27 protein-coding genes and 31 other annotated features are annotated in these 25,993 nt (G+C 52.9%); of the genes, 4 read left to right on the top strand and 23 right to left on the bottom strand.

Going from position 1 to position 25,993, the window contains the following annotated elements; translation table 11 throughout:
• Positions 1-13 precede the first annotated feature (13 nt).
• Positions 14-292, bottom strand: a protein-coding gene (locus tag STM2343) for a putative cytoplasmic protein (RefSeq protein ID NP_461285.1). Within the gene, positions 14-286 belong to an annotated coding region; the region does not span the whole gene.
• Positions 287-292: a ribosome-binding site (putative RBS for STM2343; RegulonDB:STMS1H002472), on the bottom strand. It overlaps the preceding gene by 6 nt.
• Before the next feature lie 74 nt (positions 293-366).
• The gene (locus STM2344) for a putative phosphotransferase system (RefSeq protein NP_461286.1) occupies positions 367-816 on the bottom strand. Within the gene, positions 367-810 belong to an annotated coding region; the region does not span the whole gene.
• Positions 811-816: a ribosome-binding site (putative RBS for STM2344; RegulonDB:STMS1H002473), on the bottom strand. Its footprint overlaps the gene before it by 6 nt.
• Positions 817-1,054: 238 nt before the next feature.
• Positions 1,055-1,060, top strand: a ribosome-binding site (putative RBS for STM2345; RegulonDB:STMS1H002474).
• On the opposite strand from STM2344, the gene STM2345 reads away from it, so the two are divergent.
• Positions 1,055-2,082 (top strand): putative transcriptional regulator gene (locus tag STM2345; RefSeq protein ID NP_461287.1). Within the gene, positions 1,063-2,082 belong to an annotated coding region; the region does not span the whole gene. It overlaps the preceding feature by 6 nt.
• Before the next feature lie 5 nt (positions 2,083-2,087).
• Here the strand turns inward: STM2345 and STM2346 are convergent.
• The 3 genes from STM2346 to yfcF form a co-directional block, all read right to left on the bottom strand.
• Positions 2,088-2,653 (bottom strand): putative NTP pyrophosphohydrolase gene (locus STM2346; protein ID NP_461288.1). Within the gene, positions 2,088-2,642 belong to an annotated coding region; the region does not span the whole gene.
• Positions 2,648-2,653: a ribosome-binding site (putative RBS for STM2346; RegulonDB:STMS1H002475), on the bottom strand. It overlaps the preceding gene by 6 nt.
• Positions 2,654-2,698: 45 nt before the next feature.
• The gene (gene yfcE / locus STM2347) for a putative phosphoesterase (protein ID NP_461289.1) occupies positions 2,699-3,262 on the bottom strand. Within the gene, positions 2,699-3,250 belong to an annotated coding region; the region does not span the whole gene.
• Positions 3,257-3,262 (bottom strand) — a ribosome-binding site (putative RBS for yfcE; RegulonDB:STMS1H002476). Its footprint overlaps the gene before it by 6 nt.
• 43 nt (positions 3,263-3,305) lie before the next feature.
• Positions 3,306-3,959, bottom strand: a protein-coding gene (gene yfcF, locus STM2348) for a putative glutathione-S-transferase (protein NP_461290.1). Within the gene, positions 3,306-3,950 belong to an annotated coding region; the region does not span the whole gene.
• Positions 3,954-3,959, bottom strand: a ribosome-binding site (putative RBS for yfcF; RegulonDB:STMS1H002477). Its footprint overlaps the gene before it by 6 nt.
• Before the next feature lie 122 nt (positions 3,960-4,081).
• Positions 4,082-4,087, top strand: a ribosome-binding site (putative RBS for yfcG; RegulonDB:STMS1H002478).
• Between yfcF and yfcG the strand changes: the two genes are divergently transcribed.
• Both yfcG and yfcH read left to right on the top strand, forming a co-directional pair.
• Positions 4,082-4,740 (top strand): putative glutathione S-transferase gene (gene yfcG / locus STM2349; protein NP_461291.1). Within the gene, positions 4,093-4,740 belong to an annotated coding region; the region does not span the whole gene. (Overlaps the previous feature by 6 nt.)
• Positions 4,741-4,854: 114 nt before the next feature.
• Positions 4,855-4,860 (top strand) — a ribosome-binding site (putative RBS for yfcH; RegulonDB:STMS1H002479).
• The gene (gene yfcH / locus STM2350; protein NP_461292.1) for a putative sugar nucleotide epimerase occupies positions 4,855-5,759 on the top strand. Within the gene, positions 4,866-5,759 belong to an annotated coding region; the region does not span the whole gene. It overlaps the preceding feature by 6 nt.
• A 51-nt stretch (positions 5,760-5,810) precedes the next feature.
• On the opposite strand, the gene hisP is transcribed toward yfcH, so the two are convergent.
• The 10 genes from hisP to STM2360 form a co-directional block, all read right to left on the bottom strand.
• Positions 5,811-6,587 (bottom strand): histidine and lysine/arginine/ornithine transport protein, encoded by a 777-nt coding sequence (gene hisP, locus STM2351; RefSeq protein ID NP_461293.1) that lies wholly within the window; start codon positions 6,585-6,587, stop codon positions 5,811-5,813.
• Positions 6,588-6,597: 10 nt separating this feature from the next.
• The gene (gene hisM, locus STM2352) for a histidine and lysine/arginine/ornithine transport protein (RefSeq protein ID NP_461294.1) occupies positions 6,598-7,317 on the bottom strand. Within the gene, positions 6,598-7,305 belong to an annotated coding region; the region does not span the whole gene.
• The gene (gene hisQ, locus STM2353; protein NP_461295.1) for a histidine and lysine/arginine/ornithine transport system occupies positions 7,302-8,001 on the bottom strand. Within the gene, positions 7,302-7,988 belong to an annotated coding region; the region does not span the whole gene. Before hisQ ends, hisM begins: the two co-directional genes overlap by 16 nt.
• Positions 7,312-7,317, bottom strand: a ribosome-binding site (putative RBS for hisM; RegulonDB:STMS1H002480). It overlaps the preceding gene by 6 nt.
• Positions 7,996-8,001: a ribosome-binding site (putative RBS for hisQ; RegulonDB:STMS1H002481), on the bottom strand. (Lies within the gene hisQ.)
• Positions 8,002-8,170: 169 nt before the next feature.
• The gene (gene hisJ, locus STM2354; protein ID NP_461296.1) for a histidine transport protein occupies positions 8,171-8,963 on the bottom strand. Within the gene, positions 8,171-8,953 belong to an annotated coding region; the region does not span the whole gene.
• Positions 8,958-8,963: a ribosome-binding site (putative RBS for hisJ; RegulonDB:STMS1H002482), on the bottom strand. (Overlaps the previous gene by 6 nt.)
• 227 nt (positions 8,964-9,190) lie before the next feature.
• Positions 9,191-9,984, bottom strand: a protein-coding gene (gene argT / locus STM2355) for a lysine/arginine/ornithine transport protein (RefSeq protein ID NP_461297.1). Within the gene, positions 9,191-9,973 belong to an annotated coding region; the region does not span the whole gene.
• Positions 9,979-9,984, bottom strand: a ribosome-binding site (putative RBS for argT; RegulonDB:STMS1H002483). Its footprint overlaps the gene before it by 6 nt.
• Before the next feature lie 277 nt (positions 9,985-10,261).
• The gene (gene ubiX, locus STM2356) for a 3-octaprenyl-4-hydroxybenzoate carboxy-lyase (RefSeq protein ID NP_461298.1) occupies positions 10,262-10,844 on the bottom strand. Within the gene, positions 10,262-10,831 belong to an annotated coding region; the region does not span the whole gene.
• Positions 10,839-10,844 (bottom strand) — a ribosome-binding site (putative RBS for ubiX; RegulonDB:STMS1H002484). It overlaps the preceding gene by 6 nt.
• A gap of 13 nt (positions 10,845-10,857) precedes the next feature.
• Positions 10,858-12,270 (bottom strand): putative amino acid transporter gene (locus STM2357; protein NP_461299.1). Within the gene, positions 10,858-12,264 belong to an annotated coding region; the region does not span the whole gene.
• Positions 12,265-12,270: a ribosome-binding site (putative RBS for STM2357; RegulonDB:STMS1H002485), on the bottom strand. It overlaps the preceding gene by 6 nt.
• A gap of 57 nt (positions 12,271-12,327) precedes the next feature.
• Positions 12,328-13,438 (bottom strand): putative cytoplasmic protein gene (locus STM2358; RefSeq protein ID NP_461300.1). Within the gene, positions 12,328-13,431 belong to an annotated coding region; the region does not span the whole gene.
• Positions 13,433-13,438 (bottom strand) — a ribosome-binding site (putative RBS for STM2358; RegulonDB:STMS1H002486). It overlaps the preceding gene by 6 nt.
• Positions 13,433-14,866, bottom strand: a protein-coding gene (locus tag STM2359; RefSeq protein NP_461301.1) for a putative amino acid transporter. Within the gene, positions 13,433-14,854 belong to an annotated coding region; the region does not span the whole gene. Before STM2359 ends, STM2358 begins: the two co-directional genes overlap by 6 nt.
• Positions 14,861-14,866 (bottom strand) — a ribosome-binding site (putative RBS for STM2359; RegulonDB:STMS1H002487). It overlaps the preceding gene by 6 nt.
• Before the next feature lie 78 nt (positions 14,867-14,944).
• Positions 14,945-16,347, bottom strand: a protein-coding gene (locus STM2360; RefSeq protein ID NP_461302.1) for a putative diaminopimelate decarboxylase. Within the gene, positions 14,945-16,342 belong to an annotated coding region; the region does not span the whole gene.
• Positions 16,342-16,347: a ribosome-binding site (putative RBS for STM2360; RegulonDB:STMS1H002488), on the bottom strand. (Overlaps the previous gene by 6 nt.)
• Before the next feature lie 198 nt (positions 16,348-16,545).
• Positions 16,546-16,551: a ribosome-binding site (putative RBS for STM2361; RegulonDB:STMS1H002489), on the top strand.
• Between STM2360 and STM2361 the strand changes: the two genes are divergently transcribed.
• The gene (locus tag STM2361) for a putative regulatory protein (protein ID NP_461303.1) occupies positions 16,546-17,980 on the top strand. Within the gene, positions 16,553-17,980 belong to an annotated coding region; the region does not span the whole gene. It overlaps the preceding feature by 6 nt.
• A gap of 35 nt (positions 17,981-18,015) precedes the next feature.
• On the opposite strand, the gene purF is transcribed toward STM2361, so the two are convergent.
• From purF to usg, 8 genes are all read right to left on the bottom strand, one after another.
• Positions 18,016-19,547 (bottom strand): amidophosphoribosyltransferase gene (gene purF / locus STM2362; protein ID NP_461304.1). Within the gene, positions 18,016-19,533 belong to an annotated coding region; the region does not span the whole gene.
• Positions 19,542-19,547: a ribosome-binding site (putative RBS for purF; RegulonDB:STMS1H002490), on the bottom strand. (Overlaps the previous gene by 6 nt.)
• Positions 19,548-19,570: 23 nt before the next feature.
• The gene (gene cvpA / locus STM2363; protein NP_461305.1) for a membrane protein required for colicin V production occupies positions 19,571-20,136 on the bottom strand. Within the gene, positions 19,571-20,059 belong to an annotated coding region; the region does not span the whole gene.
• Positions 20,065-20,070, bottom strand: a ribosome-binding site (putative RBS for cvpA; RegulonDB:STMS1H002491). (Overlaps the previous gene by 6 nt.)
• Positions 20,110-20,118 (bottom strand) — a -10 signal (putative -10_signal for cvpA; RegulonDB:STMLTH004539).
• Positions 20,114-20,130, bottom strand: a protein binding site (putative binding site for PurR, RegulonDB: STMS1H000346). Its footprint overlaps the feature before it by 5 nt.
• Positions 20,128-20,136 (bottom strand) — a -35 signal (putative -35_signal for cvpA; RegulonDB:STMLTH004539). Its footprint overlaps the feature before it by 3 nt.
• 233 nt (positions 20,137-20,369) lie before the next feature.
• Positions 20,370-21,057, bottom strand: a protein-coding gene (gene dedD / locus STM2364) for a putative lipoprotein (RefSeq protein NP_461306.1). Within the gene, positions 20,370-21,044 belong to an annotated coding region; the region does not span the whole gene.
• Positions 21,034-22,319, bottom strand: a protein-coding gene (gene folC / locus STM2365) for a dihydrofolate synthase (RefSeq protein NP_461307.1). Within the gene, positions 21,034-22,302 belong to an annotated coding region; the region does not span the whole gene. Before folC ends, dedD begins: the two co-directional genes overlap by 24 nt.
• Positions 21,052-21,057: a ribosome-binding site (putative RBS for dedD; RegulonDB:STMS1H002492), on the bottom strand. (Overlaps the previous gene by 6 nt.)
• Positions 22,314-22,319, bottom strand: a ribosome-binding site (putative RBS for folC; RegulonDB:STMS1H002493). It lies within the gene folC.
• 50 nt (positions 22,320-22,369) lie before the next feature.
• Positions 22,370-23,375 (bottom strand): acetylCoA carboxylase, beta subunit gene (gene accD / locus STM2366; protein NP_461308.1). Within the gene, positions 22,370-23,284 belong to an annotated coding region; the region does not span the whole gene.
• Positions 23,297-23,302 (bottom strand) — a ribosome-binding site (putative RBS for accD; RegulonDB:STMS1H002494). It overlaps the preceding gene by 6 nt.
• Positions 23,348-23,356, bottom strand: a -10 signal (putative -10_signal for accD; RegulonDB:STMLTH004540).
• Positions 23,367-23,375, bottom strand: a -35 signal (putative -35_signal for accD; RegulonDB:STMLTH004540).
• Positions 23,376-23,433: 58 nt before the next feature.
• Positions 23,434-24,108, bottom strand: a protein-coding gene (gene dedA, locus STM2367) for a putative DedA family (protein NP_461309.1). Within the gene, positions 23,434-24,093 belong to an annotated coding region; the region does not span the whole gene.
• Positions 24,103-24,108: a ribosome-binding site (putative RBS for dedA; RegulonDB:STMS1H002495), on the bottom strand. (Overlaps the previous gene by 6 nt.)
• Positions 24,109-24,141: 33 nt before the next feature.
• Positions 24,142-24,971, bottom strand: a protein-coding gene (gene truA, locus STM2368) for a pseudouridylate synthase I (RefSeq protein ID NP_461310.1). Within the gene, positions 24,142-24,954 belong to an annotated coding region; the region does not span the whole gene.
• Positions 24,954-25,982, bottom strand: a protein-coding gene (gene usg, locus STM2369) for a putative aspartate-semialdehyde dehydrogenase (protein ID NP_461311.1). Within the gene, positions 24,954-25,967 belong to an annotated coding region; the region does not span the whole gene. Before usg ends, truA begins: the two co-directional genes overlap by 18 nt.
• Positions 24,966-24,971: a ribosome-binding site (putative RBS for truA; RegulonDB:STMS1H002496), on the bottom strand. It overlaps the preceding gene by 6 nt.
• Positions 25,977-25,982, bottom strand: a ribosome-binding site (putative RBS for usg; RegulonDB:STMS1H002497). It lies within the gene usg.
• Positions 25,983-25,993: the final 11 nt, after the last annotated feature.

The following is a 25,993-nucleotide window of genomic DNA, read 5'->3' on the forward strand; positions in this document are numbered from 1 at the left end:
TCGCCAGCAATAATTATTGTTTAGCGAACCATGCGCGCAGCTGCGTTTCCAGTTCGTTGATGTCGATGATGTTATTGATCACCACCAGTTGGCTTTCCGGTACGCTGGCGCTGGCCGCGATATCTTTGGCCATTACAAAAAGATCGGCAGCCCCGGGCGTGGCCGATGAAAGATCGGAGTGTTCCACCTCGGCGTCAATATTGAGTTTCTTTAATACTTTTTTAATGTTCATTTCTACCATAAAACTACTACCCAGGCCGGAACCGCAAATTGCCATGATTTTCATTATTGTCACCTTTTAAAAGTAGAGTTGGTCTGCATCACGCACGGGCGTAATGTTATTTACCGCAAGAAAATGGAATAAAATCAGAAACGGTCAATAATCGTTTTAATGTCCTCCAGGTTTTTTGCCTGATGTAATTTTTCCATATCTACATCACTGGAAAATAATTCCGCCAGCGCCGATATCATTTCGATATGACTGTGCTTATCAGGCGCCGCCAGCATAATAATGATGTCAACCGGATCGAATTCGTCTGCGCCAAATGAAACGCCGTGCTGTAGTTTCAGTAACGATAAACCTAACCCTTTCGCCCCCTCTTCCGGCCTCGCATGCGGCATCGCTAACCCTGGCGCTAATACATAATATGGCCCAAGCTTTTGGTGCTGCTGAACAATCGCCGTAAGGTATTCCGGTGCGATAACACCTGCGTCCAGCAGGGGTTTGCCGCAAATTTCCAGCGCCTGCGGCCACGTTTCCACGCTCTCCTGTAGCGTGATGGTTGCGTCAGATAACCAGGTTCCCAGCATGTTATTCGCCCCCACGGTGTATGAAATTATGAACAAACTTTATTCAAGCCATTCGATATTAGCTGCGATCGTTATCACAAAGATAGCGCTACCAGCGACTATTACTCAGAATTGTGATAGCGCTATCAAATTAAAATCATGGTGTGAAATCACAGCAAAAAAGCGGATTTAAGGCGTATACTGCCAGTCATGCGAAGCAAAGAACGACAATAAAAAAGCATCTCAACATGTTGTAATGACGCAGGAATTTGTATGTCGATACCCCGTAAACGGCGCAGTACCGGTAAAGTGACTATCGCCGATGTAGCCCAACTTGCCGGTGTAGGCACGATGACCGTATCACGAGCCTTACGCACGCCGGAACAGGTCTCTGATAAACTCCGGGAAAAAATCGAAGCGGCAGTGCATGAGCTGGGCTATATGCCTAATCTCGCCGCCAGCGCGCTGGCGTCTGCCTCCTCGCACACCATCGCAATGGTCGTACCGAACCTTGCGGAAGCGGGGTGTTCTGAAATGTTCGCCGGGCTGCAACAAATTTTACAGCCCGCAGGCTACCAGATTATGCTGGCGGAATCGCAGCATCGCGTGGAACAAGAGGAGAAGCTGCTCGAAACGCTGCTGGCCTCCAACATTGCCGCAGCGATTCTGCTTAGCGTCGAACATAGCACTACCGTGCGCCAGTGGCTAAAAAATGCCTCTATCCCGGTGATGGAGATGGGCGCGATTCGCAGCGATCCTATTGATATGAATATCGGTATTGATAACGTTGCGGCAATGTATGAGCTGACGGAAATGCTGATTCAGCGCGGTTATCAGAATATCGGGCTGCTATGCGCCAATCAGGAGCAGTGGATTTTTCAGCAACATCTGCACGGCTGGTACAAAGCGATGCTTCGCCACCATATGTCGCCAAACCGGGTGATTAATGCCGCCTTGCCGCCCAATTTTTCTACCGGCGCGTCGCAACTGCCGGAGTTTTTACTGGCGTGGCCGGAGCTGGACGCGCTGGTATGCGTATCGGATGAGCTGGCCTGCGGCGCGTTATACGAGTGCCAACGACGGCGGATCAAAGTTCCGGACGATTTAGCGGTGGTCGGGTTTGGCGATAGCGATGTCAGCCGGGTCTGCCAGCCGCCGTTAACCACCATGGCCGTACCGCACCGTAAGATTGGCAGTGAAGCCGGACGGGCGCTGTTGGAAAGGTTAAATCAGGGAAACTGGAGCGATCGAAAATCCATCGCCTCCAGTTTATGTATGCGGGAAAGCTGCTAAAACGCTTATTCCGTCTCTTCCGGTTTCTCCTGGAGCGCGGCTTCGTTTTTGGCGTTGCGGGTCATCCACAGCGCCAGCGCTTTGAGCGAATCTGGCGTAAACTCATCACAGCGCGCGGTGATCTCCTCCGGGGTCAGCCAACACACTTCGCTGACTTCATCTTCCTGAAGCGCGAAAGGCCCGTGGGAAACGCAGCTAAACAGCGCGCCCCAAACCCGGCAATGTTGGTCTTCAAAGTAAAACAGACCGTGTTCGGCAAACGGCACGCCTGCAATACCCAACTCTTCTTCCGCTTCGCGGCGGGCAGATTCCAGTAGCTGCTCATCAGCCTGAACCACGCCGCCTGCGGTAGCATCTAACATACCGGGCAAAAAATCTTTTGTTTCGGTACGACGCTGCACCAGAATTTTACCCATACCATCATGAACGACGATATACGTCGCACGATGCCGTAAGCGTTGCGCACGCATCTGTTCCCGGCTGGACTGTGCAATGACTTCATTGTCTTCATTCACAATATCCACCCATTCCGTACTTGCCAAACGACGCTGTTCCACCATCAGGAAACCTTCTTATTTCTGGCGCTCTTACGGCGCATTTACGTTTGTGAGGTAAATTACGAGTTAATTGCAACCTGCGCAATGATACTTTGATCATTGAGTGCGATTACGCTCAACACATTATCATCCAGAATACCGTAGCTTGCCGCATACCCGCCTTTCGGGATGCTCACTGACCCAGGATTAAAGTGATACAGTCCTTCCTGCTGTTGCGCCACCGGCAGATGCGTATGACCATAGACCAACACATCGCCAGTATGCAGAGCGGGCAGATTCGTCGGCCCGAAGAGGTGCCCATGCGTTAAAAATAGCCGCCTCTCTTGCGTCAATATTTGCTGCCACGGCGCAGTTATCGGGAAATGCAGCAGCATCTGATCCACTTCGCTATCGCAGTTGCCGCGCACGGCAATGATTTGCGTCGCCACCGCGTTCAGGCGTTCGGCAACCTGAGCGGGCGCATAGCCTTCAGGCAGCGCATTTCGCGGCCCGTGGTTAAGGACATCGCCTAATATCACCAGCCAACGCGCGCCGCTTTGCGCGAACCGCTCAAGCACGCGTTCCGTGGCGGGTAAAGAACCATGAATGTCCGATGCGAACATCAGTTTCATCGCTCACTCCTCGTTGTGAAAAACGGCGTTATGATACTGGAATATGAATAGATTTTCAGCCTGAACGCTTCGAGGAAAGCGCAATAAAACGCTGTACGGAAGCACGCTGCCACTGGAATGTCGCATATGCCGCCAGCGATGCCGGCACGTCATCGCCATGCAGCGCCAGACGATTGATCATCAATGCCAGATCGGTATCGGCAATGCACCATTCACCAAATAAATTTTGCGTCCCCTGCCCCAATAGCGCTTCAGCCGTCGCAAACAGTTTTGCCGCGCTGGCTTTTCCAGCCTCGCTTAGCGGCGCTTTTTTCGCCCCGGCAAACACTACGTCGGTAGGCCGTTCTTCGCGAAGCGGCAGTAAATCGCTGCGTAGCCACGCCTGAATCTGTCGCGCGCGGGCGCGTTTTTGTAAATCGTGCGGGTAGATACGCTCCCACTGCGGCGGCGCGAAACGCTCCTCCAGGTATTCCGCAATAGCGGACGACTCGCTCAGCTCAAAATTGTCGGCCTCAAGCACCGGTACGCGCTGCGTCAGCGCATATCCTCGCCAGCCAGGTTGCAGATGTTCTCCCTGGTCCAGATCGCGAGTTTTCAGAGTAAAGGAAAGCCCTTTTTCTTGTAATGCCACCCAGGCGGACAAGACGTAGGGAGAGAAAAAGTTCGCATCCGACCACAGCACAATAACAGGCTTACTCATAATGTCCTCTTGAGGGCGTATTAGGTTTCTTCCCAAAATATAGCGTCTTTCGCCTGCTGTCACCTGATGAAAACTCACACACATCAGGAGGCTTTCTATACTTAATTCAGCCCAGACTCTTTACGCACATGCAGGAGCCAAAATGATTGACCTTTACTACGCCCCCACGCCCAACGGGCATAAAATAACGCTGTTTCTGGAAGAGGCGGAGCTGGCGTATCGTTTGCTAAAAGTAGATATCAGCAAGGGCAATCAGTTTCGCCCTGATTTTTTGGCTATCTCTCCCAATAATAAAATTCCTGCCATCGTCGATCACGCCCCGGCAGACGGCGGTCAACCGCTTAGTCTTTTTGAATCCGGCGAAATTCTTCTCTACCTGGCGGAAAAAAGCGGCAAACTGCTTAGCGGGGAGCTGCGTGAACGCCATACCACGCTGCAATGGCTGTTCTGGCAGGTCGGCGGGTTAGGGCCGATGCTGGGCCAGAATCATCACTTTAACCACTTTGCGCCGCAGGCCATCCCCTATGCAATTGAACGCTATCAGGTTGAAACGCAACGCTTATACAACGTCCTGAATAAACGCCTGGAAACCTCCCCGTGGCTGGGCGGCGACCACTACAGTATTGCGGATATCGCCAGTTGGCCGTGGGTTAACGCACATCAGCGTCAGCGAATCGATCTTGATACCTACCCGGCGGTGTATAACTGGTTTGAACGCATTCGCACGCGTCCTGCGACAGCGCGCGCACTGTTACAAGCGCAACTGCACTGTAACAGTACGAAAGCGTAACGCGGTAGCATACATCATGTATGATGTAGAGGTGTATACACGGAAAAAACCTGCGTCCGGCACCCTTATTCGTATTAAAAACCTGACATTAGGGAAGAGGAAATCCTCCCTACTCTGGAGGTCATATGCAGATTCTGATTACCGGCGGTACAGGCCTGATAGGGCGTCATCTCATTCCCCGGCTGTTAACACTGGGGCATCAGGTGACGGTCGTTACGCGCAATCCCGATAACGCGCGTCAGATTCTCGATTCCAGAGTGACATTATGGAAAGGGCTGGCGGAACGTGAGCACCTCAATGAGATTGATGCCATCATCAATCTGGCGGGCGAACCGATTGCCGACAAGCGCTGGACGTCGCAACAAAAAGAACGGTTGTGCCAAAGCCGCTGGGCTATCACGCAAAAGTTGGTGGATTTAATTCATGCCAGCGCAACGCCGCCCTCGGTGTTGATATCCGGCTCCGCCACGGGCTATTACGGCGATCTGGGTGACGTTGTCGTCACTGAAGATGAGCCGCCGCACAACGAATTTACGCATAAACTTTGCGCCCGCTGGGAACAGATTGCCTGTCGTGCGCAGAGCGACCAGACCCGCGTCTGCCTGCTGCGTACCGGCGTTGTCCTGGCGCCGCAAGGCGGGATTCTGGGGAAAATGGTTCCGCCGTTTCGCCTCGGGCTCGGCGGTCCGGTGGGTAATGGTCGGCAATATCTGGCCTGGATTCACATCGACGATATGGTCAACGGCATTCTGTGGCTGCTGGATAACGATCTTCGCGGTCCCTTCAATATGGTCTCGCCGTATCCCGTCCATAATGAGCATTTTGCTCATGCGCTGGGTCGCGCGCTGCGCCGTCCGGCGATTATTCGCATTCCGGCGACGGCAATTCGCTTATTGATGGGAGAGTCGTCAGTGCTGGTGTTGGGCGGACAGCGGGCGCTGCCAAAACGGCTTGAAGCCGCCGGATTCGCATTTCGCTGGTATGATTTAGAAGAGGCGCTGGCGGATGTGATTCGCTAGTTCCCAAAGCGCCGTATCCTGCCCGGTGAGCGATGCGCCGCCGGGCTTCTTTTATTTCAGCGAGCCTTTCAGGAATTGCTGTAAACGCGGGCTTTGCGGATTGCCGAACACCTGCTCCGGATCACCCTCTTCTTCAATTTTCCCCTGATGCAGAAAAATAACGTGCGAAGAGACATGGCGAGCGAAGCCCATTTCATGCGTGACCACCACCATCGTTTTGCCTTCTTCCGCCAGTTGTTGCATGATGCGCAACACTTCGCCGACCAGTTCAGGATCGAGCGCCGATGTGGGTTCATCGAACAGTAAAACGTCAGGTTCCATCGCCAGCGCGCGCGCAATAGAAACGCGCTGCTGTTGGCCGCCGGAGAGATGGACGGGATATTTGCCCTGAGCGCGCTCATCAATCCCCACCTTCGCCAGATATTTCAACGCCCGCTCGCGCGCGTCGTGCTTGCTTAATCCCAGTACCTGAATCGGCGCTTCCATCACATTTTCCAGCACCGTCATGTGGCTCCAGAGGTTGAAGTGCTGAAACACCATCGTCAGGCGGGTACGCAACAAGCGTAGCTGATTTTTATCCGCCACTTTGAGCTGCCCATCTTTGTCGCGCACCAGATTAATGTTCTGACCGTTCACGATAATCGCGCCTTCGCTCGGTTTTTCGAGGAAGTTAATACAGCGCAAAAAAGTGCTTTTACCGGAGCCGGACGAGCCGATGATGCTAATCACATCTCCGGCGCGGGCCTGCAGCGATACCCCTTTCAGCACTTCATGACCGCCGTAGCGTTTGTGCAAATCGATAACGTGTAATTTATTTTCTGACATCATGTTACTCGAATTATTTAGAGGACACGTGCTGCAACCAGCGTCTTTCCGCCCGACGGAACAGGCTTATCAGGACATACGAAATGAGTAAATACAACACGGCGGCAATGCCAAACGCGGTAAACGGCTGGTAAGTCGCTGAGTTAATATCGCGGGCGATTTTCAACAAATCCGGCACCGTCGCGGTAAACGCCAGCGCCGTAGAGTGCAGCATTAAAATCACTTCGTTGCTGTAGGCAGGCAAGGCGATGCGTAATGCCGACGGCAAAATAATGCAGCGATACATTTTAAATGACGAGAAGCCATAGGCCCGTGCCGCTTCAATTTCACCGTGCGGTACCGAGCGAATCGCCCCGGCGAAAATTTCCGTGGTGTACGCGCAGGTATTCAGCGTCAGCGCCAGTACGGTACAGTTTAGTCCGCTGCGGAAAAACGCGTTAAGAAGATCGGTGCCTTTGACTATCTCCAGCGTATACATCCCCGAATAGAACACCAGTAGCTGTACGTACAGCGGCGTGCCGCGAAAAATATACGTAAACAGCCAGATGGGAAAACGGATGAATTTATTACTGGAAACGCGGCCTACCGCCAGAATCACCGCCAGAAGACCGCCCATCACCACCGATGAAATTAACAGCCACAGCGTAATCGCCACGCCGGTAAAACGATAGCCATCCGTCCAAAGCAGGGATTTCCAGTACTCCTGAATGATCTCAATCACAAATCGGCCCTCTTCACGCCCACGGAATAGCGACGCTCAAGTAAGAGCAGCACACCATTGGAAACGGTGGTAAATACCAGGTAGATAAGTCCACAGACCACGGCAAAATAGAAAGGCTCCCAGGTACTTTTACCGGCAAGCTGCGTGGCTTTGACGACATCTTCCAGGCCCAGCAGCGACACCAGCGCCGTCGCTTTGAGTATCACCTGCCAGTTATTGCCGATCCCCGGCAGGGCGTAACGCATCATCGCCGGGAACATAATCCGCCGGAAGGTTTGCCCGTGGGTAAAACCAAAGGCCGTCGCCGCCTCGATATGGCCTTTCGGCACCGCCATAAACGCGCCGCGAAAGGTTTCGGTAAAATAGGCGCCGTAGATGAAACCAAGGGTGATAATACCGGCCACCATCGGATCAATATCTATCTGGTCGATACCCAGCGAATCGGTCACCACGTTAAGCGCGATTTGCAATCCGTAAAATATCAGCAGCATTAAGACCAGATCCGGCACCCCGCGAATCAGGGTGGTGTACCCTTCAAAAATAAGCCCCGTTACCCGGTTTTGCGAAAGCTTCGCCCCCGCGCCGACGAGACCGATAAGCACGGCCAGCACCACGGAACTGAGCGCCAGTTCCAGCGTGACGATCGCGCCCTGTAAAATTACGCCTGAAAACCCGTACAACATGCAGCCTGTCCTGTTGTGTGTGGTGAAGTAATAAGCCTCTTTTGCATTTTTGCCTCACATCACGCCGGATGGCGGCTGTGCCTTGCCCGGCCTACGATGCTCCCCGTAGGCCTGACACGCACAGCGCCATCAGGCAATGCAGACAGTCAACATTCTTTGGGCTTTATCTGCACCGACGGTGATTAACCGCCATAAACATCAAAATCAAAGTACTTTTTCGCCAGCTTTTCGTAAGTACCGTCAGCACGCATTTCAGCAAAGGCTTTGTTCAGCGCTTCGCGCAGCTCGTTATCCTCTTTGCGCAGCCCCATACCGGTTCCTACGCCGAATAACTTCTCATCTTTCACCGCCGGGCCGCCGAATTTATAGTCTTTTCCGACGGGCTGTTTAAGGAAACCTTCGCTGGCCGCGACCTCGTCCTGGAACGCCGCATCAATACGGCCAGCCGTCAGGTCGGAATAAATGTTGTCCTGCCCCTGGTAAGAGACGATCTCAATCCCTTTCGGCGCCCAGTGCTCATTGCCGAAGGTCTCCTGCGTCGTCCCCTGTAGCACGCCGACGCGCTTGCCTTTCAGCGACGCGACGGTCGGCTGAATATCAGAGTTCTTCGCCACCACCAGACGGGAATCAGCGGCGTAAAGCTTGTCGGTAAACGCGATTTCCTGCTGGCGCTTTTCAGTGATGGACAGCGAGGACATGATGGCATCAATTTTCTTCGCTTTTAAAGACGGAATCAGCGCATCCAGCGGGTTTTCCACGAACGTACACTGTGTGTTGATACGTTTGCACAGCTCTTTGGCCAGATCGATATCAAAGCCGACCAATTCACCTTGTGCATTTTTGGATTCAAACGGTGCGTATGTAGGATCGGTACCGATGCGAATCTTTTGTGGAATAGCGGCAAATGCTGCGGTAGCGCTGGAAAATGCCAGCACCAGAGAAAGGGATAACGCCAGTTTTTTCATAACTATCCTCAACAGACTGTCTTTCCAGGAGATCTTTACAGATCCGATGCGACTATCGTGCCATTAATCAGGCCGACAAGGCAAAGCATTCTACCTTGTCAGCCGGTTTATTTTGCATAAAAATCGATTAAGTATGCATTTATGCGCCTGTTCCGCAACGGCTTATGCACCAAAAAGGTGCAAAACATCTATTTTGCACCGTGATAGTTCCCCAGCGCGGCGCGTTATCCCCTTCCCTCAATCGCCGTAAACATTAAAATCGAAGTACTTTTTGGCCATTTTGTCGTAAGTTCCGTCCTGGCGCAGTTCGGTCAGCGCTTTATCAAACGCGGCTTTTAGCTCGGTATCATCTTTACGCAGCCCAACCCCCGTCCCGTCGCCAAAATATTTTTTATCCTTCACGGAAGGACCGGCAAACGCATACTCTTTGCCCGCTGGCTGCTTCAGGAAACCTTCGCTGGCGGCGACTTCATCCTGTAATGCGGCATCCAGACGACCGGCGGTTAAATCGGAATAGATAAGATCCTGGTTGGCATAAGCCACCACATCCACACCTTTAGTGCGCCAGTTATCATTGGCGTAAGCCTCTTGCGTGGACCCTTGCAGCACGCCGACATGCTTGCCTTTCAGCGATTCCAGCGTCGGCTGAATGGGAGACCCTTTTGCCGCAATCAGGCGTGAATCCGCCGCGTAAAGTTTGTCGGAAAACGCAATTTCTTGCTGGCGTTTATCGGTGATAGAGAGCGATGAAATAATGGCATCAATTTTTTTCGCTTTTAGTGAGGGAATAAGCGCATCAAAGTCGCTGGCGACCCAGGTACATTTCACCTGCATACGCTTACACATTTCATTACCGAGATCGATATCAAAGCCAATAAACTCGCCTTTGGCATCTTTTGATGAGAAAGGCGCGTAGGTGGTATCTGTTCCAATACGAACCGTTTGCGGGAGCGCGGCGTAACTGGCCGCCGTCGCGCCCAGACCTATCAGCAAAGACAAAGCGAGAACGGTCTTCTTCATACATACCCCTCAAGTGGCGTCATTTTCTTATGTTTTACGTGGCGTTGTGTGTTTGCAGACTTTTTCATGCAGGTCTTATGCCATTTTCACGTCAGCAAAACGATTCGACGTTAAATTTGTTAATAAAACGTTGCAATATTGTCCTGATGTTGAAGATAGCAGGTATGACGGTTGAACCGCAGCGTTTCGGCGGCTTTTAACGAATTAAATGTTGAGGATATGATCGCGGTTACAAAATTGCCCTGAAACAGGGCAACAGGGACAATAATGCACGCTAAACAGACAACGCTATGCGCCCTGCCAGCGAACAAAAAGATCGTGCGGAAGGGGGATATCAAACTGATCCAGCACTCGGTTAACCGTTTGATTTATAACATCATCTAACGTCTGAGGAAGATGATAAAAAGCCGGAACCGGCGGCATAATCACCGCGCCTATCTCAGCGGCCTGGGTCATTAAACGCAAATGCCCGATATGCAGCGGCGTTTCGCGCACACACAGCACCAGAGGTCGCCGCTCTTTTAATATCACATCCGCCGCGCGGGTAAGCAGTCCGTCAGTATAACTGTGGACAATCCCCGACAGCGTTTTAATCGAACAGGGCAAGATAACCATTCCCGCCGTCGGGTAAGAGCCCGAGGAAATGCTGGCGGCAATGTCGCGCGCATCGTGCGTCACATCGGCCAGCGCCTGCACCTCGCGCAGCGAAAAATGGGTCTCCAGCGCCAGCGTTTGCCGGGCCGCCTGGCTCATCACCAGATGCGTTTCCACGCTATCGACATCGCGCAAAATTTGTAATAAGCGCACGCCATAAATCGCTCCGCTGGCGCCGCTAATTCCTACAATGAGTCGTTTCATGTTCTCTTACCGTTTACGAGCGCCGTTCATCCCACTGTGTTACGTAATCGGCTCAAAGTGGGTCTGAAGAGATACCATGACAAAAGAATCCCTATCATAAAAGCCAGCTCAACCAACATTATCACTACCCCCTGCTCACTAAACCAGGTGCCGACCATAATGGCAAAATTGGTGATAATGACAAATCGGGCCGTCCAGGGGAAAAGCGGCGATCGATAGCGTAGCAAATCGCTGGCGTACGTTCCATTACGCACCGATTGTCGGAAGCGATACTGGCACCATCCGATGGTTATCCATGCCAGGCAACCCACCTGCCCGGTACTGGCGATCAGATATAAATAAAATTGCTGTGCGGGAATATAGCGGGTCAGCAACGACACTAACGCCAACAAGGCCGTGATTAAAATAGCATACACCGGCACGCCGCCGCCGTTCGTTTTACCAAAGCAGGCTGGCGCAAAGCGATCGCCCGCCATAGACCACAGCATACGCGAACTGGCGTAAATGGCCGAGTTAGCGGCAGAAACCGCGGCGGAAAAGATCACCAGCGTCATCAGCGTATCCGCCCCCGGAATGCCCGCGTGGGAGAATACCCATACAAAGGGACTTTGTCCATTTGGCGTCAGTTCATGCGGATAGACCAGCGCCAGCACCGCAATCGCCAGGCCGTAAAACAAAATGATTCTGAGACCGATCCCCAGGATCACTTTCGGTAAAATAATGTGCGGCGATTCGGTCTCCCCTGCCGCATTTCCTACCAGTTCCACCCCCTGGAAGGAGTAAATCACGATCGTCATATAAACCACAATTTGCTCCCAACCGTGGGGAAACCACATTCCGTCTGTTTTTAACGTCGGGTGCCAGTCACTATGGCCCATTAGCGAGTAGATCATAACCCCGCCCGCGCAAATAAACAGCACGATCGCGAAAACCTTAATGGCCGAAAGCCAGTATTCGCATTCGCCAAAACTTTTTGCGGAGGTGAGATTGATGGCCGTCAGGATGAGCAGAATCGCCAGGCAGAACATATATACCGGAACCGCGGGGAAAAACTGGTGAGCAATAAACCCTGCGGCAGTGAGGTCGGCCGCCAGGGAAAAGACCCAGCTAAACCAGTAAAGCCAGCCAATGGTATAGCTCCAGCAAGGTGACGGCATAAACATCAGCGCGTAATGTTGAAATGAACCGGAGTGAGGAAAGGCGCATGATAATTCGCCAAGACACATCATCGTCGCCAGCATAATGGTTCCGGCAAACAGATAGGCCAGTAAGGTTCCCGCCGGCCCGACGCTGCTTAACGGTTCGGCAATGCCGATAAATAAGCCGGTGCCAATCGTGCCGCCCAGCGACATCATCAGCAGGTGCCGCTTCTTCAGGTTACGCCGCAGACCGCCTTCAGGCTCTGCTGGCGGAGATTGTTGCAGGGTATCCATCGTTACTCCCTGTCTTTCGTGAGGTCAAAGATGCCGCCGCGACATAGCCGCGGCGGTTATGCGTTAACGCGTAAACCTCCAGGCGACGCCTTTGGTCTGGCAGGCCATTAACAGGCCCGTATAATCCAGCTCAAAGCGAACCACATCGCCTACTTTTAGCGACTGACGACAATCTTCAATATCCACCAGCGTATGATCGCTGGTTTGTCCTAAGATAGTGATAGCGTCGTCGCATGGCACACAGTTATCCGACGGCACATCCTGGCGACCAAACGCCAGCAATGCGCGTCGGCGTATGCCACGATCGACAAAGGTTTTACTTTGCAAAAAGGCATCGACGCCCAGCTCCCCGACCGGGACGGTAGGTTTACTGTTCAGTTCGATGATTTCCGCTTCCAGGATATACATATCGGAACAGGCTTTATCGACCGGTTTTGCGGAGTGGTGAAATTCATTCAGGTATTTCATGTCCACATATTCAATGCCGAATTCATGCAGTCCGCCGATGCGCAGATGATTCAGTCCCTGCGGCCAGATACCTTTATCCAGCAGGTGATAGCTGGTGCAGTTTCCCGCAGAAAGCCGCCGGACAGGAATACCGCTGTCAGCTTCCAGCCGGGCGGCCAGCGCCAGAAAATCCTCGCCATTTTTTACCGTTGGCAACACGGTGCCGTAACAATTAAAGTTGGTGCCCAGTCCATATAATTCCAGACCGGGCAGACCAGTAATCAGAGTCACGGTCTCAAGAATGCGTTGATATTCACCAAACCAGATACCCTCGCGTAAATCGCCCATATCCACCATCAGTAATACCTGATGCGTTTTCCCCTGGCGTTGGGCTTCTTGCGATAATGCCCGTAATACCACCGGCTCGCTATTTAAACTAATATCCGCGTAGCGCACCACATCTTCGATTTCACTCAGACACGGACTGCGTAACAGGCAGGTCGTACATCCTGTCTCGCGTATTTTTTTCAAATTATAGGTTCGTGATTCAGCGATAACGGTAATTCCGCCGTTGAACACCGCCTGCGCGGTTTCCACGCAGCCGTCAAAAACTTTATTGACAGCCATCACGTCAATACCGCTACTTGCCAGCAGAGCTTTTTCCGTGCGGGCGTTTTCTTCCAGCTTGCGTAGATTTATTTCCAGAACTGGCATATACATTTTATTTTCCTCCCGCCATGCTTAAACGGGCATTACGTTTCTGCGCCCGATGGTAAATGTACTCCGCGACGACAACCGCCAGCACGGCTCCGCCAATAATTTTCCCGGCGTACTGGAAATATCCGCCCATATCAATTTGAGAAGGCGGAATAAATAACAGCGCAACGGCAAAGGCGATAGAAAGAAAGCCCAGCGCGGGTAAAATAGCCGGTAAAACCTTGCCCGGAATTTTAAAACTTCTTGGCGTATCCGGCTGAGTCTTACGTAAACGCCAGAACGCTGGGAACATCACCAGGTAAGGAATAAAATAGGTGATGGTCGTTAGCGCCGTTAACATCCAGTAAGCCGCCGCAACGCTTGGCGAAATAAAAGTCGAAAAACACAGGACCGTGACAATAATCGCCTGTACAGTCAAGGCAAAGGCGGGCGTTTTCCACACCGGATGTAATTTGCCGATTCGGTCCCCCAGCAGATTATCTTCACGCGAGGCTTCCTGGAGCATATAAATCGGCCCCACCAGCCAGGAGTTAATCTGCCCGAGAGCGCCAAAAAACATACAGATGGCCATAACAGGAATTAACCACGGCATATGCAGCGTATCCGCAGCAGCATGCATAGCCTGCATGACGCCTGCCACGATGTCGGTTTTCCCGGCGGGTAAAAGCGTATTTAGCGCCCAGGTGCCGACCATATAGATCCCGACGATAACGGCGGCGGAGACGGCCATCGCTCGCGGAAAATCACGCTGTGGATTACGGGTACGCCCGGCAATCATCGGGGCGACCTCCAGTCCGGCAAACGCAAACATCATGCTGGATAAGAAAACGATCGTATCCCAGTGTCCGAGATCCGGAATCCAGTTTTTCGCTGTAGTGTAGTCCGTCTGCATCTGGTGTCCGGTACATAGCCATACTACCGCCAGCAAAATGAGGATGGCGGAGGGAATAAATACGCCGCACCAGGCGCTGATGCTATTAATAATTTTTGTCCATTCCATCCCGCGGATATTCATCAGCGTTAATAGCCAGAAAATTACCGCGGAACCAATACCGATAAACGCTTTATTTTCCGCCAGGCCGCCGCCGATCATATAGCCCAACGCGGTAAAGCCGAATTGCAGCATTAATGGGAAAAACAGTACGCAGGAAAAGAGAAAACAAACCACGACAATCCATGCAATACGTTTACCAAATGCCTCTTTAATCCAGACAAATATCCCGCCATCTTTCGGCCAGCCGGTTGACAGCTCGCCGCATACCATCGCTAAAGGAAAAAACAAGCAGAATGCGGCGATCACCCATAACAACATGGCCGATGCCCCGTAAGGCGCCACGTTAGGGATTTGCCGCAAACTCAGAATAGCGATGACATTCATAAAGACAATGTCTTTGATGCCAAGTAAGCCAGAATTCGTGTTACTCATGGCCATCTCCTGTTATGCATTCAGGCATCACTGCCCTCTTCTTATCATCTGACGACGGGCTTCAGCATGAAACTGAAGCCCAAAACAGTATTAATAAATGTCGTACTTGACCATATCTTCGTAACTGTCTTCCCGACGAATCAGACGCGTGTCACCATTTTTATCGATCATCACCACGCCCGTGCGCGGACGGTTGTTATAAACGGTTTGACTTTCAATGGTGTATGCCCCGGCATCAAGAAATGCGACAATATCGCCAACATGAGTCTCCTTCGGCAGTAAAAACTCTTCGCCTTTCACTCCCATGTGGAAATAATCTCCGCCATCACACAGCGGCCCGGCTAATTTTATCCAGGCGTCGTGCGCTGCCGTCATGCGAGAGGCGTTATAGACATAAAAGAACCAGTCAAAATGCTGGCTGTCAGAGAGTACGCTGTAACCAGCGTCGACAAATTTCCATTCAACGTGGCATTCCACATTGCCGTTAAGATCGTAATTTGTTTTACGTTTTTCGCAGGAGACTTCCGTAAGTAAAACCGCCGCCGACCCGGTCACTTTACGTCCCGGTTCAATACATATTTCCACATCGGTACGCCATTTATGCACTTCGCGAATGACCGCATCGGCAAAATCCTGGGCGGTAATACCGGCATACATATTATCTTTTAACGGGTCGCCATTCTCGTCGTCATATTTATAGGGAACCGGAATTCCGCCGCCCACGTTGATCAAATCAAATTTAATACCAAGCACCTCTTCCAGGCGACGGGATTCATCCACCAGCACTTTAGTCGCTTTTGCGAAAGGCTCTGACTCCGGCACCTGATCGCCCACATGCATATGCAAGCCGCGCAAATGCACATAAGGCATCGCCAGAATGCGGCGGCAGGTTTCTTCCGCCTGTTCCAGGTCGAGACCCGACTTCGCATGGAAAGCGGTAACCAGTTCCGCATGCGTCGCCGAGGGAACATTCGGTTCTACGCGGACGCAAACATTGGCGACTTTCTTCAGCTTGCGAGAGATGGCATCAATATGTTCCAGCTCATACAGGCTATCAACATTAATAAGATACAGATCGTTGGCGATGGCATATTCCAGATCGGCAGGCTTTTTCACCACGCCGTTGAAGACGATCTGATCGCCGCGAAAGCCTATCTCCAGGCACTTGCGAACCTCATATTGTGAGTTTGCCTCCGCGCAAATTCCGGCGTCACGAATGGCTTTCAACACCCCCATGACCGAGCAGGTTTTTGACGCAAAGAAGGTTTTGGTATTTTTATGCGCCGCAAATGCCTGCTGGATTTCATGAATGTTACGAATAATCTCCGGCTCAGAAAACACATAGAACGGCGTGGGGTACTGGCGCGCCAGAGCGTCCAGATCGACCCCTTCAAAACACAAATGACCGTCTTTGTGCTGGAAACGGCGATCGCCGTTGATTACCTGCTCACGTAGCTGGTTGTAATTCTGCATAATCGAGTCAGTCATAACGCCCTCTGCTTAATGTTTATGGTAAAAATCCGCATTCTTTACAGGGATAAAGCAAAAGGCATGCCACTATTTTTTATCAAAATAATCAATTAGTTATAAAAATAAGCTTTTTCTCATTTTCGTCATTGAGTTTGCTATTCATCACAACGACGAAAATTCGTCACTTTTATAATGACAACATGAACAATAGATATGAGGAATGCATATATGGCATCCACCAATCAGGAGCTGGCCTCGGCGCTCAGGATGTTTTCCCGCTTTTTCGATTTGATTCATCAGCCGTTGGCCGTCATTAATGAGCGTGGTGAATACGTTTACTACAATCAGGAAAGCGCGGATCTGGACGGCTATAGTATTGAACGGGCAATGGGAAAACATATGCTGGATGTCTATCCGGGCATGAAAGAGACGCAAAGTACGATGCTTTCATCGTTAAAAAAAGGCGTGGAATACATTGGCCATTATCAAATTTATTACAATGCGCGAGGCCAGGCCGTTGACTATCAGCACACCACCGCGCCGCTCTATGCAAGCGATGGCGGCATGGTCGGCGTTATCGAAATCGGCAGGAATATGTCCGGCGTCAGGCGGCTCCAGGAGCAGGTGGTAGAACTGAACCAACTGCTGTATGCCGATCACCATGAGAAGCACCATGCCATTATTACCGAAAATCCGGAAATGCTCAGTAATATCGCCAAAGCCAAACGGCTGGCCGCCAGTAATATTCCGGTGACGATTGTCGGGGAGACGGGAACGGGTAAGGAGCTATTTTCCCGCCTGATACATCAATGCAGCAAGCGGGCGAATAAGCCATTTATCGCCCTGAACTGCGGCGCTCTACCGCCTACGCTTATCGAAAGTACGCTTTTCGGCACCGTGCGCGGCGCCTATACCGGCGCGGAAAATAGCCAGGGCTATCTGGAACTGGCAAACGGGGGAACGCTCTTTCTTGATGAGCTGAACGCCATGCCGATAGAGATGCAAAGTAAGCTGCTGCGATTCTTGCAGGATAAAACCTTCTGGCGGCTCGGCGGACAACAGCAACTCCACTCTGATGTCAGGATCGTTGCCGCCATGAACGAAGCGCCCGTCAAATTAATTCAACAAGAACGTCTGCGGGCAGATCTTTTTTATCGGTTGAGCGTCGGAATGTTGACGTTACCGCCGCTGCGCGCCCGCCCGGAAGATATTCCCTTACTGGCGAATTATTTTATTGATAAATACCGTAATGACGTGCCGCAGGACATTCACGGATTAAGCGAGACGGCGCGTGCTGATCTGCTCAATCACGCCTGGCCGGGTAATGTCAGGATGCTGGAAAACGCGATTGTACGCAGCATGATCATGCAGGAAAAAGATGGGCTGCTCAAACACATCATTTTTGAACAGGACGAGTTAAATTTAGGCGTACCGGAAACCGCGCCGGAAAATCCCCTTCCCTCGTCACCCGATCCGCAGTATGAAGGGTCGCTGGAGGTACGGGTTGCCAACTACGAAAGGCATTTAATAGAAACCGCGCTGGATACGCATCAGGGGAATATTGCCGCCGCGGCCCGCAGCCTTAACGTATCCCGCACCACGTTACAGTACAAAGTACAAAAATACGCTATTCGCTTCGGCGTGGTGCGTAATTGACATCGGCCAGCGGCATTGCGCCGCTGGCAAAGCCATTAGCCTTCGTTATGCATTTCCAGGTTTTCCATTTCGTTCTGGAACAGCACCGCTTTGGCGTCGTCATTACGTAATGAATCCAGGAAGTCGAGGTATTGCTGGTCTACGTCTTTGGTGACATATATCCCGTTAAATACCGAACACTCAAACTGCTGGATATCCGGATTTTCCGCGCGTACGGCTTCGATCAGATCGTTCAGATCCTGGAAGATAAGCCCGTCTGCGCCGATGATCTGACGAATCTCATCCACCTCGCGACCATGCGCGATCAGCTCATTGGCGGTCGGCATATCAATGCCATAGACGTTGGGGAAACGAATTTCCGGCGCGGCGGACGCCAGATAAACCTTCTTCGCGCCGGCTTCCCGGGCCATCTCGATGATCTGCTCTGATGTGGTGCCACGCACGATGGAATCATCCACCAGCAGGACGTTCTTATCGCGGAATTCCGCGCGATTAGCATTGAGCTTACGGCGCACGGATTTACGGCGTAGCTGTTGGCCCGGCATGATAAAGGTACGTCCCACGTAACGATTTTTGACAAATCCCTGGCGGTACGGCTTGCCGAGAATACGGGCAATTTCCAGTGCGATATCGCAGGAGGTTTCCGGGATAGGGATCACGACGTCGATGTCCAGATCTTCCCATTCACGAGCGATTTTTTCGCCAAGTTTGGTGCCCATATTCACACGAGCGCTGTAGACGGAGATCTTGTCGATAAAGGAGTCCGGGCGAGCAAAATAAACGTACTCAAACAGACAGGGGTTACTGACCGGGTTATCCGCGCACTGGCGCGTGAACAGTTGCCCCTTTTCGGTAATATAGATAGCTTCGCCCGGCGCGACATCGCGCAGAAACTCAAAGCCCAGCGTATCCAGCGCCACGCTTTCAGAAGCGACCATATACTCCGTACGACCATCGCCAACGTCACGCTTGCCCAGCACTAACGGGCGAATGCCGTGCGGATCGCGAAAAGCCACCATGCCGTGGCCGATAATCATCGCCACGCAGGCATAGGCGCCACGGATTTGACGGTTAGTCGCGGCAATCGCGGCAAAAATATTGTCGGCTTCCAGCGGATAGTGACGGAAGTTGTCGAGCTCGCTGGCGAAAATATTGAGCAGGATTTCGGAATCGGAGGTGGTGTTGATATGACGGCGCTTTTCTTCAAACAGCTTTTTACGTAGCTCGTGCGCATTAGTCAGGTTGCCATTATGGGCCAACGTGATGCCATACGGCGAGTTAACGTAAAAAGGTTGCGCTTCCGAAGCGCTGGAGCTGCCTGCGGTAGGGTAGCGCACATGGCCGATCCCCATGTTGCCCTGCAAACGCTGCATGTGGCGAGCTTCAAAAATATCGTTCACCAGCCCGTTTGCCTTACGCAAGCGGAAGCAGTTATTCGCATCAATGGTGATGATACCGGCAGCATCCTGACCACGATGCTGGAGCACTGTTAACGCGTCATAAATCGACTGGTTGACCGGCATAACACCGGCGATACCGACAATACCGCACATACGTCATTTTCCTCGTTAAGCCACATCTCAGAACCTGTTACGTCCTGGGCAAGAAACTCGACGAGCTTTGCAGATAGTCAAAGAACCATCTGATGATGAAGCTGAACTGCGGGATGAGCTGCGATTTGCTCCAGTCTTCGCTTTTCGACAAGCCGGTAAAGGTATCAAGGAAGAACAGAATGGCGGCGACAATCAGCGCGCCTCGCAGTGCGCCGAAACAGATCCCCAACACCCGGTCAGTTCCCGACAGGCCGGTCTTTTCTACTAGCTGACCTATCACAAAATTCACGATAGCGCCGACGATAAGCGTCGCGATAAACAGTACCGCGATAGCAATCCCATTACGAACCAGTTCGTCTTCAAAGCCCGTAAACCAGACAGACAGGTAAGTGTAGTAGTGACTGGCGACAAAGAAAGCACAACCCCACGTCACCAGCGATAACGCTTCACGAACAAAGCCGCGGATCAGGCTAACCAGACAGGAAAAAGCAATCACCGCGATAATGGCGTAATCAATCCAGACCATAGATGTCCCACGATTTTACGCCCTGTCGTCCTGTTCGGGGCGCATTCTAACAGAAAAAGAAAACGTTTGCGTAGGGATTTCCTTCCCACGCGTAAATAAAAATGGCGCTGAAAAAATATTCAACGCCATCACACTTTTTATCTCTTCGGGCACGACCAGAAGAGCTGCCATCGGCCTGATAAGCGCAGGATACCCGGTTCATTCCTTCTGCCGGATGGCGGCGTAAACGCCTTATCCAGCCTACAGAACTTCGGCTATTACCAGATGAACACCGTAGGCCTTAACGCTGCGCGCTCAGGCAAAACGCGCCTTAGTTCGGGCTATATCCCATCACCACGCCGCTTAACCCGGAAATCTGCTTGAGCTCGCCAAGCGATCCTTTCATCTTATCTTTCGACGCATCCGGCCCGACGAGAATACGGGTTATTTTACCCTGTACCGGCGTTGAGGGGGAAGTATAAACCCGGAACCCGGCGGAACGAAGCTTGCCGACTATCTCGTTGACTTTATCCGCGTTTTTCAGCGCGCCCAACTGTACGACATAGGCTTTGCCGGTCGGCGCAGGTTTATCGTCGGCGACTGGTTGCGGCGCGGGCGTCGGCGTGGAAGCGGCGACAACCGGCTGTTGCGGTTTAGGCTGCGGCTTCGGCTTTTCAACCGGCTTCGGTTTAGGCGTCTCCACCGGTATCGGATCAAGCTCGACATTGTTAGACGCCATGCGCGACGGGTCCAGCGACGGCGCTGCCGCATCTCCCGCCCGCACCTCTTCAGCCGCCCCTTCCGGCGGCTGTGTCGGCAGCGCCTGCGTTGCGGCAGGCATCATATCCGGCTCATCGCGGTCGCCAGGCTTCGGTACCAGTGGAATCGCAGCAAATTCATCCTGATAATGCTTTTTCTGTCCGTCCAGCAGACCGGGAAGCACAATAACCCCCAGCGCGACTAACACAATCGTGCCGACTAAACGATTCTGAAACTTACTCGCCACCGATTCTCCCCGCGTCTATCACTTCCATAACATGTGCGACGGTGTGGAACGATCCGCACACCAGCACGGTATCTTCTGGCTGCGCCGCGTCGATAGCGGCCTGCCATGCCTGCGCGACGCTATCATAGACATTCCCTTTCCCCAGATGTTCCAGAAGTTGTTCCGCCGTCGCGCCGCGCGGCCCCTCTAACGGAGCACAATACCAGTCGTCAACCACGCTTTTCAACCAGGCTAACGTGCCGGCGATATCTTTATCATGCAGCATACCAATCACCGCAAGCACGCGCCCGCGTTTCGGCAACATTTTCAGACGACCCGTCAGGTATTCCGCCGCGTGGGGATTATGGGCGACATCAAAGATAACGCGCGGCGACTCACTCACGATTTGAAAACGTCCCGGCAAGGTAGCCTGCGCAATACCGTCGCGAATCGCCTGCTCGTCAATATTCAACCTGCTGGCGCGCAGCGCGGCCAGAGCGGTGGCGGCATTCGGCTGAGGAACCTGCGGCAACGGCAGTCCGGCAAGCGTGCCGTCGCCATCGGTAAACGCCCAGTGGGTCGCTGTCACCTCATAACGCCAGTCAACGCCGCGACGCCGCAACAGCGCGCCGGTCTCCTGCGCGACATCCGCGATGGTTGCCGGCATTTCCGGTTCGCCGACGATAGCGGGTTTTTCCGCACGAAAAATCCCGGCTTTCTCGCGGCCGATACTTTCGCGATCCGGCCCCAGCCAGTCAGTATGGTCAAGCGCGATGCTGGTAATTACCGCTACATCGGCATCCACAATGTTCGTGGCGTCCAGGCGCCCGCCCAACCCGACCTCCAGAATCACCACGTCAAGGTTAGCCTGTTTAAACAGCCACAATGCCGACAACGTGCCATATTCAAAATAGGTCAATGAAATATCGCCGCGCGCCGCTTCTATTTCCGCAAAGGATGCGGTATGCGCGGATTCCGCTAATTCTTTCCCCTGCACGCGCACGCGCTCGGTGTAACGTACCAGATGAGGCGAACTATAGACGCCCACACGGTATCCCGCCGCGATTAACACCGACTCCAGCGTGCGACAGGTCGTACCTTTGCCGTTGGTTCCCGCAACGGTAAAAACGAACGGCGCAGGCTTGAGGATGTCCAGACGCGCTGCCACCTGGCTTACGCGCTCAAGGCCTAAATCGATACTCTTGCTGTGCAGGTTTTCCAGATAAGAAAGCCACGAGGCCAGGGGCGACGCAGCTTGAGGTATAGATTTGTTTTTCATTGTTTACGCTGCTTCTTTACGGTGAAAAGCAAAAGGGCAGAGCCTGCGGCCCTGCCCTTTTCAGTTATCAGGCCTCAGACTCCTGATCCGGCGCCGGAGGCACCACCACGCCTTCACGCGGGGCGTCCGGGTTCGGCGCGGGCAGATTCATCAGCTTCGCCAGAATGCTCGCCAGCTTCAGGCGCATTTCCGGGCGGCGGACTATCATATCAATAGCGCCTTTTTCGATCAGGAACTCACTGCGCTGGAATCCTGGCGGCAGTTTTTCGCGAACGGTCTGTTCGATAACGCGCGGGCCGGCGAAGCCAATCAGAGCTTTTGGCTCGGCGATGTTGAGATCGCCCAGCATCGCAAAACTGGCGGAAACGCCGCCCATTGTCGGATCGGTCAATACCGAAATGTAGGGCAGACCACGTTCCTGCATTTTAGCCAGCGCCGCCGAGGTTTTCGCCATCTGCATCAGCGACATCAGCGCTTCTTGCATACGCGCGCCGCCGGAAGCAGAGAAACACACTAACGGACAGTTGTCTTCCAGCGCCTGTTCAACGGCGCGAACGAAGCGTGCGCCAACGACAGACCCCATTGAGCCGCCCATGAACGCGAATTCAAACGCGGCGGCGACAACCGGCATACCGTGAAGCGTCCCTTTCATGACCACCAGCGCGTCTTTCTCGCCGGTTTCTTTCTGCGCGGACGCCAGTCTGTCTTTATATTTTTTGGAGTCGCGGAACTTGAGCACGTCTTTTGGCTCCAGCTCGCTACCCAACTCCACAAGGGAACCTTCATCTAACAGGCTATGCAGGCGATTGCGCGCCGACATGCGCATATGATGGTCACACTTAGGACAGACCTCAAGATTACGTTCCAGCTCAGCGCGGTATAAAACCTGACCGCAGCTATCACACTTGGTCCACACCCCTTCAGGAATGCTAGCCTTGCGGGTGGGAGTAATGTTGCTTTTAATTCGTTCAATCCAGCTCATTGGTGACCTTTCTGCCTGAACCTTAGTCAGCTTTATTATAAGGGGCGCATAATGCCATTTTTGCCCCCAACAGACCATGAATGTTGCACATTAAAACATAACAGCCCGAAACTTTGGATAAAAAAGTGGTCGAACCGCTGAGTTACTTTCTATTTTGCGGCACGCGACGCAGCGCGCTTATGCCGGACAATCTCAATGACGCCAGGTAATATCGAAACCACGATAATCCCCACAATCAGCAGCTTAAGGTTATCCTGAATCAACGGTATCGTACCGAAGAAATAACCGGCGTAGGTAAAGAGCAGCACCCACAGCAGCGCGCCGATGACGTTATAGGCGGCAAAATGCCGATAGGACATGTGCCCCATCCCTGCCACAAACGGCGCAAAGGTTCTGACGATCGGCACGAAGCGAGCGAGAATGATAGTTTTACCGCCGTGTTTTTCATAAAACTGGTGGGTTTTATCCAGATAACTACGGCGGAAAATTTTCGAATTCGGATTACTGAACAGTTTTTCGCCGAACAGTCGACCAATCGTGTAATTTACCGCATCGCCGACAATTGCGGCGATCAGCATTAACGCCACCATGACATGCACATTGAGATCGTTGGTTTCCAGCGAAGCCAGCGCCCCGGCGACAAACAGCAGCGAGTCGCCCGGCAGGAACGGCGTGACGACCAGGCCGGTTTCACAAAACAGAATCAAAAACAAAATAGCGTACACCCAGACGCCGTACTCCGCGACCAGCTCCGCCAGATGCACATCGATGTGCAGAATAAAATCAATAATAAAGTAGATCAGGTCCATATTTGTCTTTGCCTTTCTACCCGACACGTTTCGGGTGTGCGATTCGGATTAGTCCGCCAGAAATAGCGGGCCCATTGGCGGTTTTGGAAGGTCAAACCGGTCAGGGTAATCCACCGCAACCAAATATAGCCCTTCCGCCTTCGCCGTTGCCGCCGCCAGCGTTCTGTCCCTGGCCGCTAACAGCTCTGCGATCCAGCTCTCCGGCTGGTTGTGAGCGCCTACTTCCAGCAGGCTGCCGACAATATTCCTGACCATATGATGAACAAAGGCATTCGCTTTGATATCGACCACCACATAAGGGCCGTGGCGGGTAACGTTGATGTGCATCACATTACGCCACGGCGTGCGCGACTGGCACTGCACTGCGCGAAACGAGGTAAAATCATTTTCGCCAAGCAGACACTGCGCCGCGCGATGCATCCGCTCTGCATCCAGCGGCTCATAGTAATGCGTCACGCCTTTTGCTAATACCGCAGGACGCAGTCGATGATTGTAGATGATATAGCGATAACGGCGAGCCGTAGCGCTAAATCGCGCGTGAAAATCATCCGGTACAGTTTTCACCCAGCGCACGGCAATGTCACCAGGCAAATTCGCATTTACCCCCAGCGTCCATGCCGCATCTTTGCGCAATGCGGTCGTTTCGAAATGGACAACCTGCCCGGTGCCGTGAACGCCGGCATCGGTACGCCCGGCGCAGAACACGTTAATAGGTTCATTTGCCACCTGCGAGAGCGCTTTTTCCAGCTTTTCCTGCACGCTGCGCACTTCATTCTGACGCTGCCAGCCATAATACTTGCTGCCGTCGTACTCAATACCCAGCGCAATTTTATAGACCGCCGATGATTGCTGTCCGGACATCAGTACAGATACTCCTGCACCAGCTTCTCCGCAATTTTAACGGCCATCAGCGCGCCGCCGAAACGCACGTTGTCCGCCACTGACCAGAACTGAATTTGTTCCGGCATACCGTAATCATTATGCACACAGCCAATAGAGAGCTGTGGATTGCCGGAAGCGTCGCCCACCTGCGTCGGGTAATCCGTCTCTTCTGACAGTACGATATCTTCACCGCGGGAAAATGCCTCGCGCGCCTCTTCCGCCGCCAGCGGACGGAGCGCTTCAAAGCTCACCATCTGCGCATGGCCATAGAACACCGGCGACTGCACGACACTGGCGGAGATCATCACGCCATCGTCCTGCAAAATTTTACGCACTTCATCGACGATACGACGTTCCTGGCGCACGCTGCCTTCCCGATCCGGCAGCAGCGGCAGCATATTGAACGCCAACTGGCGGCCAAAGAAATCATCTTCATCAATCGGTATGCCGTTAAGCAACTTCGCACTCTGTCCGGCCAGCGCATCGACCGCTTTTTTCCCCTGTGCGGACGCTGATAACATACTGGTGACGGCGATGCGCGACAGTCCCCCCTGATCGATTAACGGCTTGAGCGCCGCCAGCAGTTGACTGGTCAGACTATCGGCGACCGCAATCACGTTACGGTTACGGTAATCCGCCAGTACATACGGGTTAACTTCCGGCACGACCAGCGGCACATCAGGCTCCAGCGCGAACAGACCGCTGGAATCTATCACCAGGCAACCTGCATTAGTCGCGTCGTCTATCCAGGCAGCCGATGCCTCTGCGCCGGCAACGAAAAACGCCAACTGCGCCTGCGTCCAGTCAAAGTCCGCCGCATCCTGGACAATGACCGACTTGCCACCAAAACGGAGGTGCTCGCCCGCGCTTTCATGACGCGCCAACGCATAAATTTCACCGACCGGGAACTGGCGTTCAGCCAGTGTTTCAAGCAGGGCTTCGCCTACGGCGCCCGTTGCGCCCAGAATGGCAATGTTCCAGCCTTCAGACATGGTGATTTACTCCAGAAATACATAAG

The sequence above is a fragment of the Salmonella enterica subsp. enterica serovar Typhimurium str. LT2 genome, assembly GCF_000006945.2.
Classification (GTDB): Bacteria; Pseudomonadota; Gammaproteobacteria; order Enterobacterales; family Enterobacteriaceae; genus Salmonella; species Salmonella enterica.

What these genes read in the sequence shown, in the direction of transcription:
- folC (NP_461307.1), bottom strand. Translation starts at nt 22,302, where the DNA reads ATGAAAAACAAATCTATACCTCAAGCTGCGTCGCCCCTGGCCTCGTGG.
- hisQ (NP_461295.1), bottom strand. Translation starts at nt 7,988, where the DNA reads ATGTTGTACGGGTTTTCAGGCGTAATTTTACAGGGCGCGATCGTCACG.
- STM2360 (NP_461302.1), bottom strand. Translation starts at nt 16,342, where the DNA reads ATGACTGACTCGATTATGCAGAATTACAACCAGCTACGTGAGCAGGTA.
- STM2345 (NP_461287.1), top strand. Translation starts at nt 1,063, where the DNA reads ATGTCGATACCCCGTAAACGGCGCAGTACCGGTAAAGTGACTATCGCC.
- ubiX (NP_461298.1), bottom strand. Translation starts at nt 10,831, where the DNA reads ATGAAACGACTCATTGTAGGAATTAGCGGCGCCAGCGGAGCGATTTAT.
- hisP (NP_461293.1), bottom strand. Translation starts at nt 6,587, where the DNA reads ATGATGTCAGAAAATAAATTACACGTTATCGATTTGCACAAACGCTAC.
- yfcG (NP_461291.1), top strand. Translation starts at nt 4,093, where the DNA reads ATGATTGACCTTTACTACGCCCCCACGCCCAACGGGCATAAAATAACG.
- accD (NP_461308.1), bottom strand. Translation starts at nt 23,284, where the DNA reads ATGAGCTGGATTGAACGAATTAAAAGCAACATTACTCCCACCCGCAAG.
- argT (NP_461297.1), bottom strand. Translation starts at nt 9,973, where the DNA reads ATGAAGAAGACCGTTCTCGCTTTGTCTTTGCTGATAGGTCTGGGCGCG.
- STM2357 (NP_461299.1), bottom strand. Translation starts at nt 12,264, where the DNA reads ATGGATACCCTGCAACAATCTCCGCCAGCAGAGCCTGAAGGCGGTCTG.
- STM2361 (NP_461303.1), top strand. Translation starts at nt 16,553, where the DNA reads ATGGCATCCACCAATCAGGAGCTGGCCTCGGCGCTCAGGATGTTTTCC.
- yfcE (NP_461289.1), bottom strand. Translation starts at nt 3,250, where the DNA reads ATGAAACTGATGTTCGCATCGGACATTCATGGTTCTTTACCCGCCACG.
- cvpA (NP_461305.1), bottom strand. Translation starts at nt 20,059, where the DNA reads ATGGTCTGGATTGATTACGCCATTATCGCGGTGATTGCTTTTTCCTGT.
- yfcH (NP_461292.1), top strand. Translation starts at nt 4,866, where the DNA reads ATGCAGATTCTGATTACCGGCGGTACAGGCCTGATAGGGCGTCATCTC.
- yfcF (NP_461290.1), bottom strand. Translation starts at nt 3,950, where the DNA reads ATGAGTAAGCCTGTTATTGTGCTGTGGTCGGATGCGAACTTTTTCTCT.
- STM2346 (NP_461288.1), bottom strand. Translation starts at nt 2,642, where the DNA reads ATGGTGGAACAGCGTCGTTTGGCAAGTACGGAATGGGTGGATATTGTG.
- purF (NP_461304.1), bottom strand. Translation starts at nt 19,533, where the DNA reads ATGTGCGGTATTGTCGGTATCGCCGGTGTTATGCCGGTCAACCAGTCG.
- truA (NP_461310.1), bottom strand. Translation starts at nt 24,954, where the DNA reads ATGTCCGGACAGCAATCATCGGCGGTCTATAAAATTGCGCTGGGTATT.
- hisJ (NP_461296.1), bottom strand. Translation starts at nt 8,953, where the DNA reads ATGAAAAAACTGGCGTTATCCCTTTCTCTGGTGCTGGCATTTTCCAGC.
- dedA (NP_461309.1), bottom strand. Translation starts at nt 24,093, where the DNA reads ATGGACCTGATCTACTTTATTATTGATTTTATTCTGCACATCGATGTG.
- STM2358 (NP_461300.1), bottom strand. Translation starts at nt 13,431, where the DNA reads ATGTATATGCCAGTTCTGGAAATAAATCTACGCAAGCTGGAAGAAAAC.
- STM2343 (NP_461285.1), bottom strand. Translation starts at nt 286, where the DNA reads ATGAAAATCATGGCAATTTGCGGTTCCGGCCTGGGTAGTAGTTTTATG.
- STM2344 (NP_461286.1), bottom strand. Translation starts at nt 810, where the DNA reads ATGCTGGGAACCTGGTTATCTGACGCAACCATCACGCTACAGGAGAGC.
- STM2359 (NP_461301.1), bottom strand. Translation starts at nt 14,854, where the DNA reads ATGAGTAACACGAATTCTGGCTTACTTGGCATCAAAGACATTGTCTTT.
- usg (NP_461311.1), bottom strand. Translation starts at nt 25,967, where the DNA reads ATGTCTGAAGGCTGGAACATTGCCATTCTGGGCGCAACGGGCGCCGTA.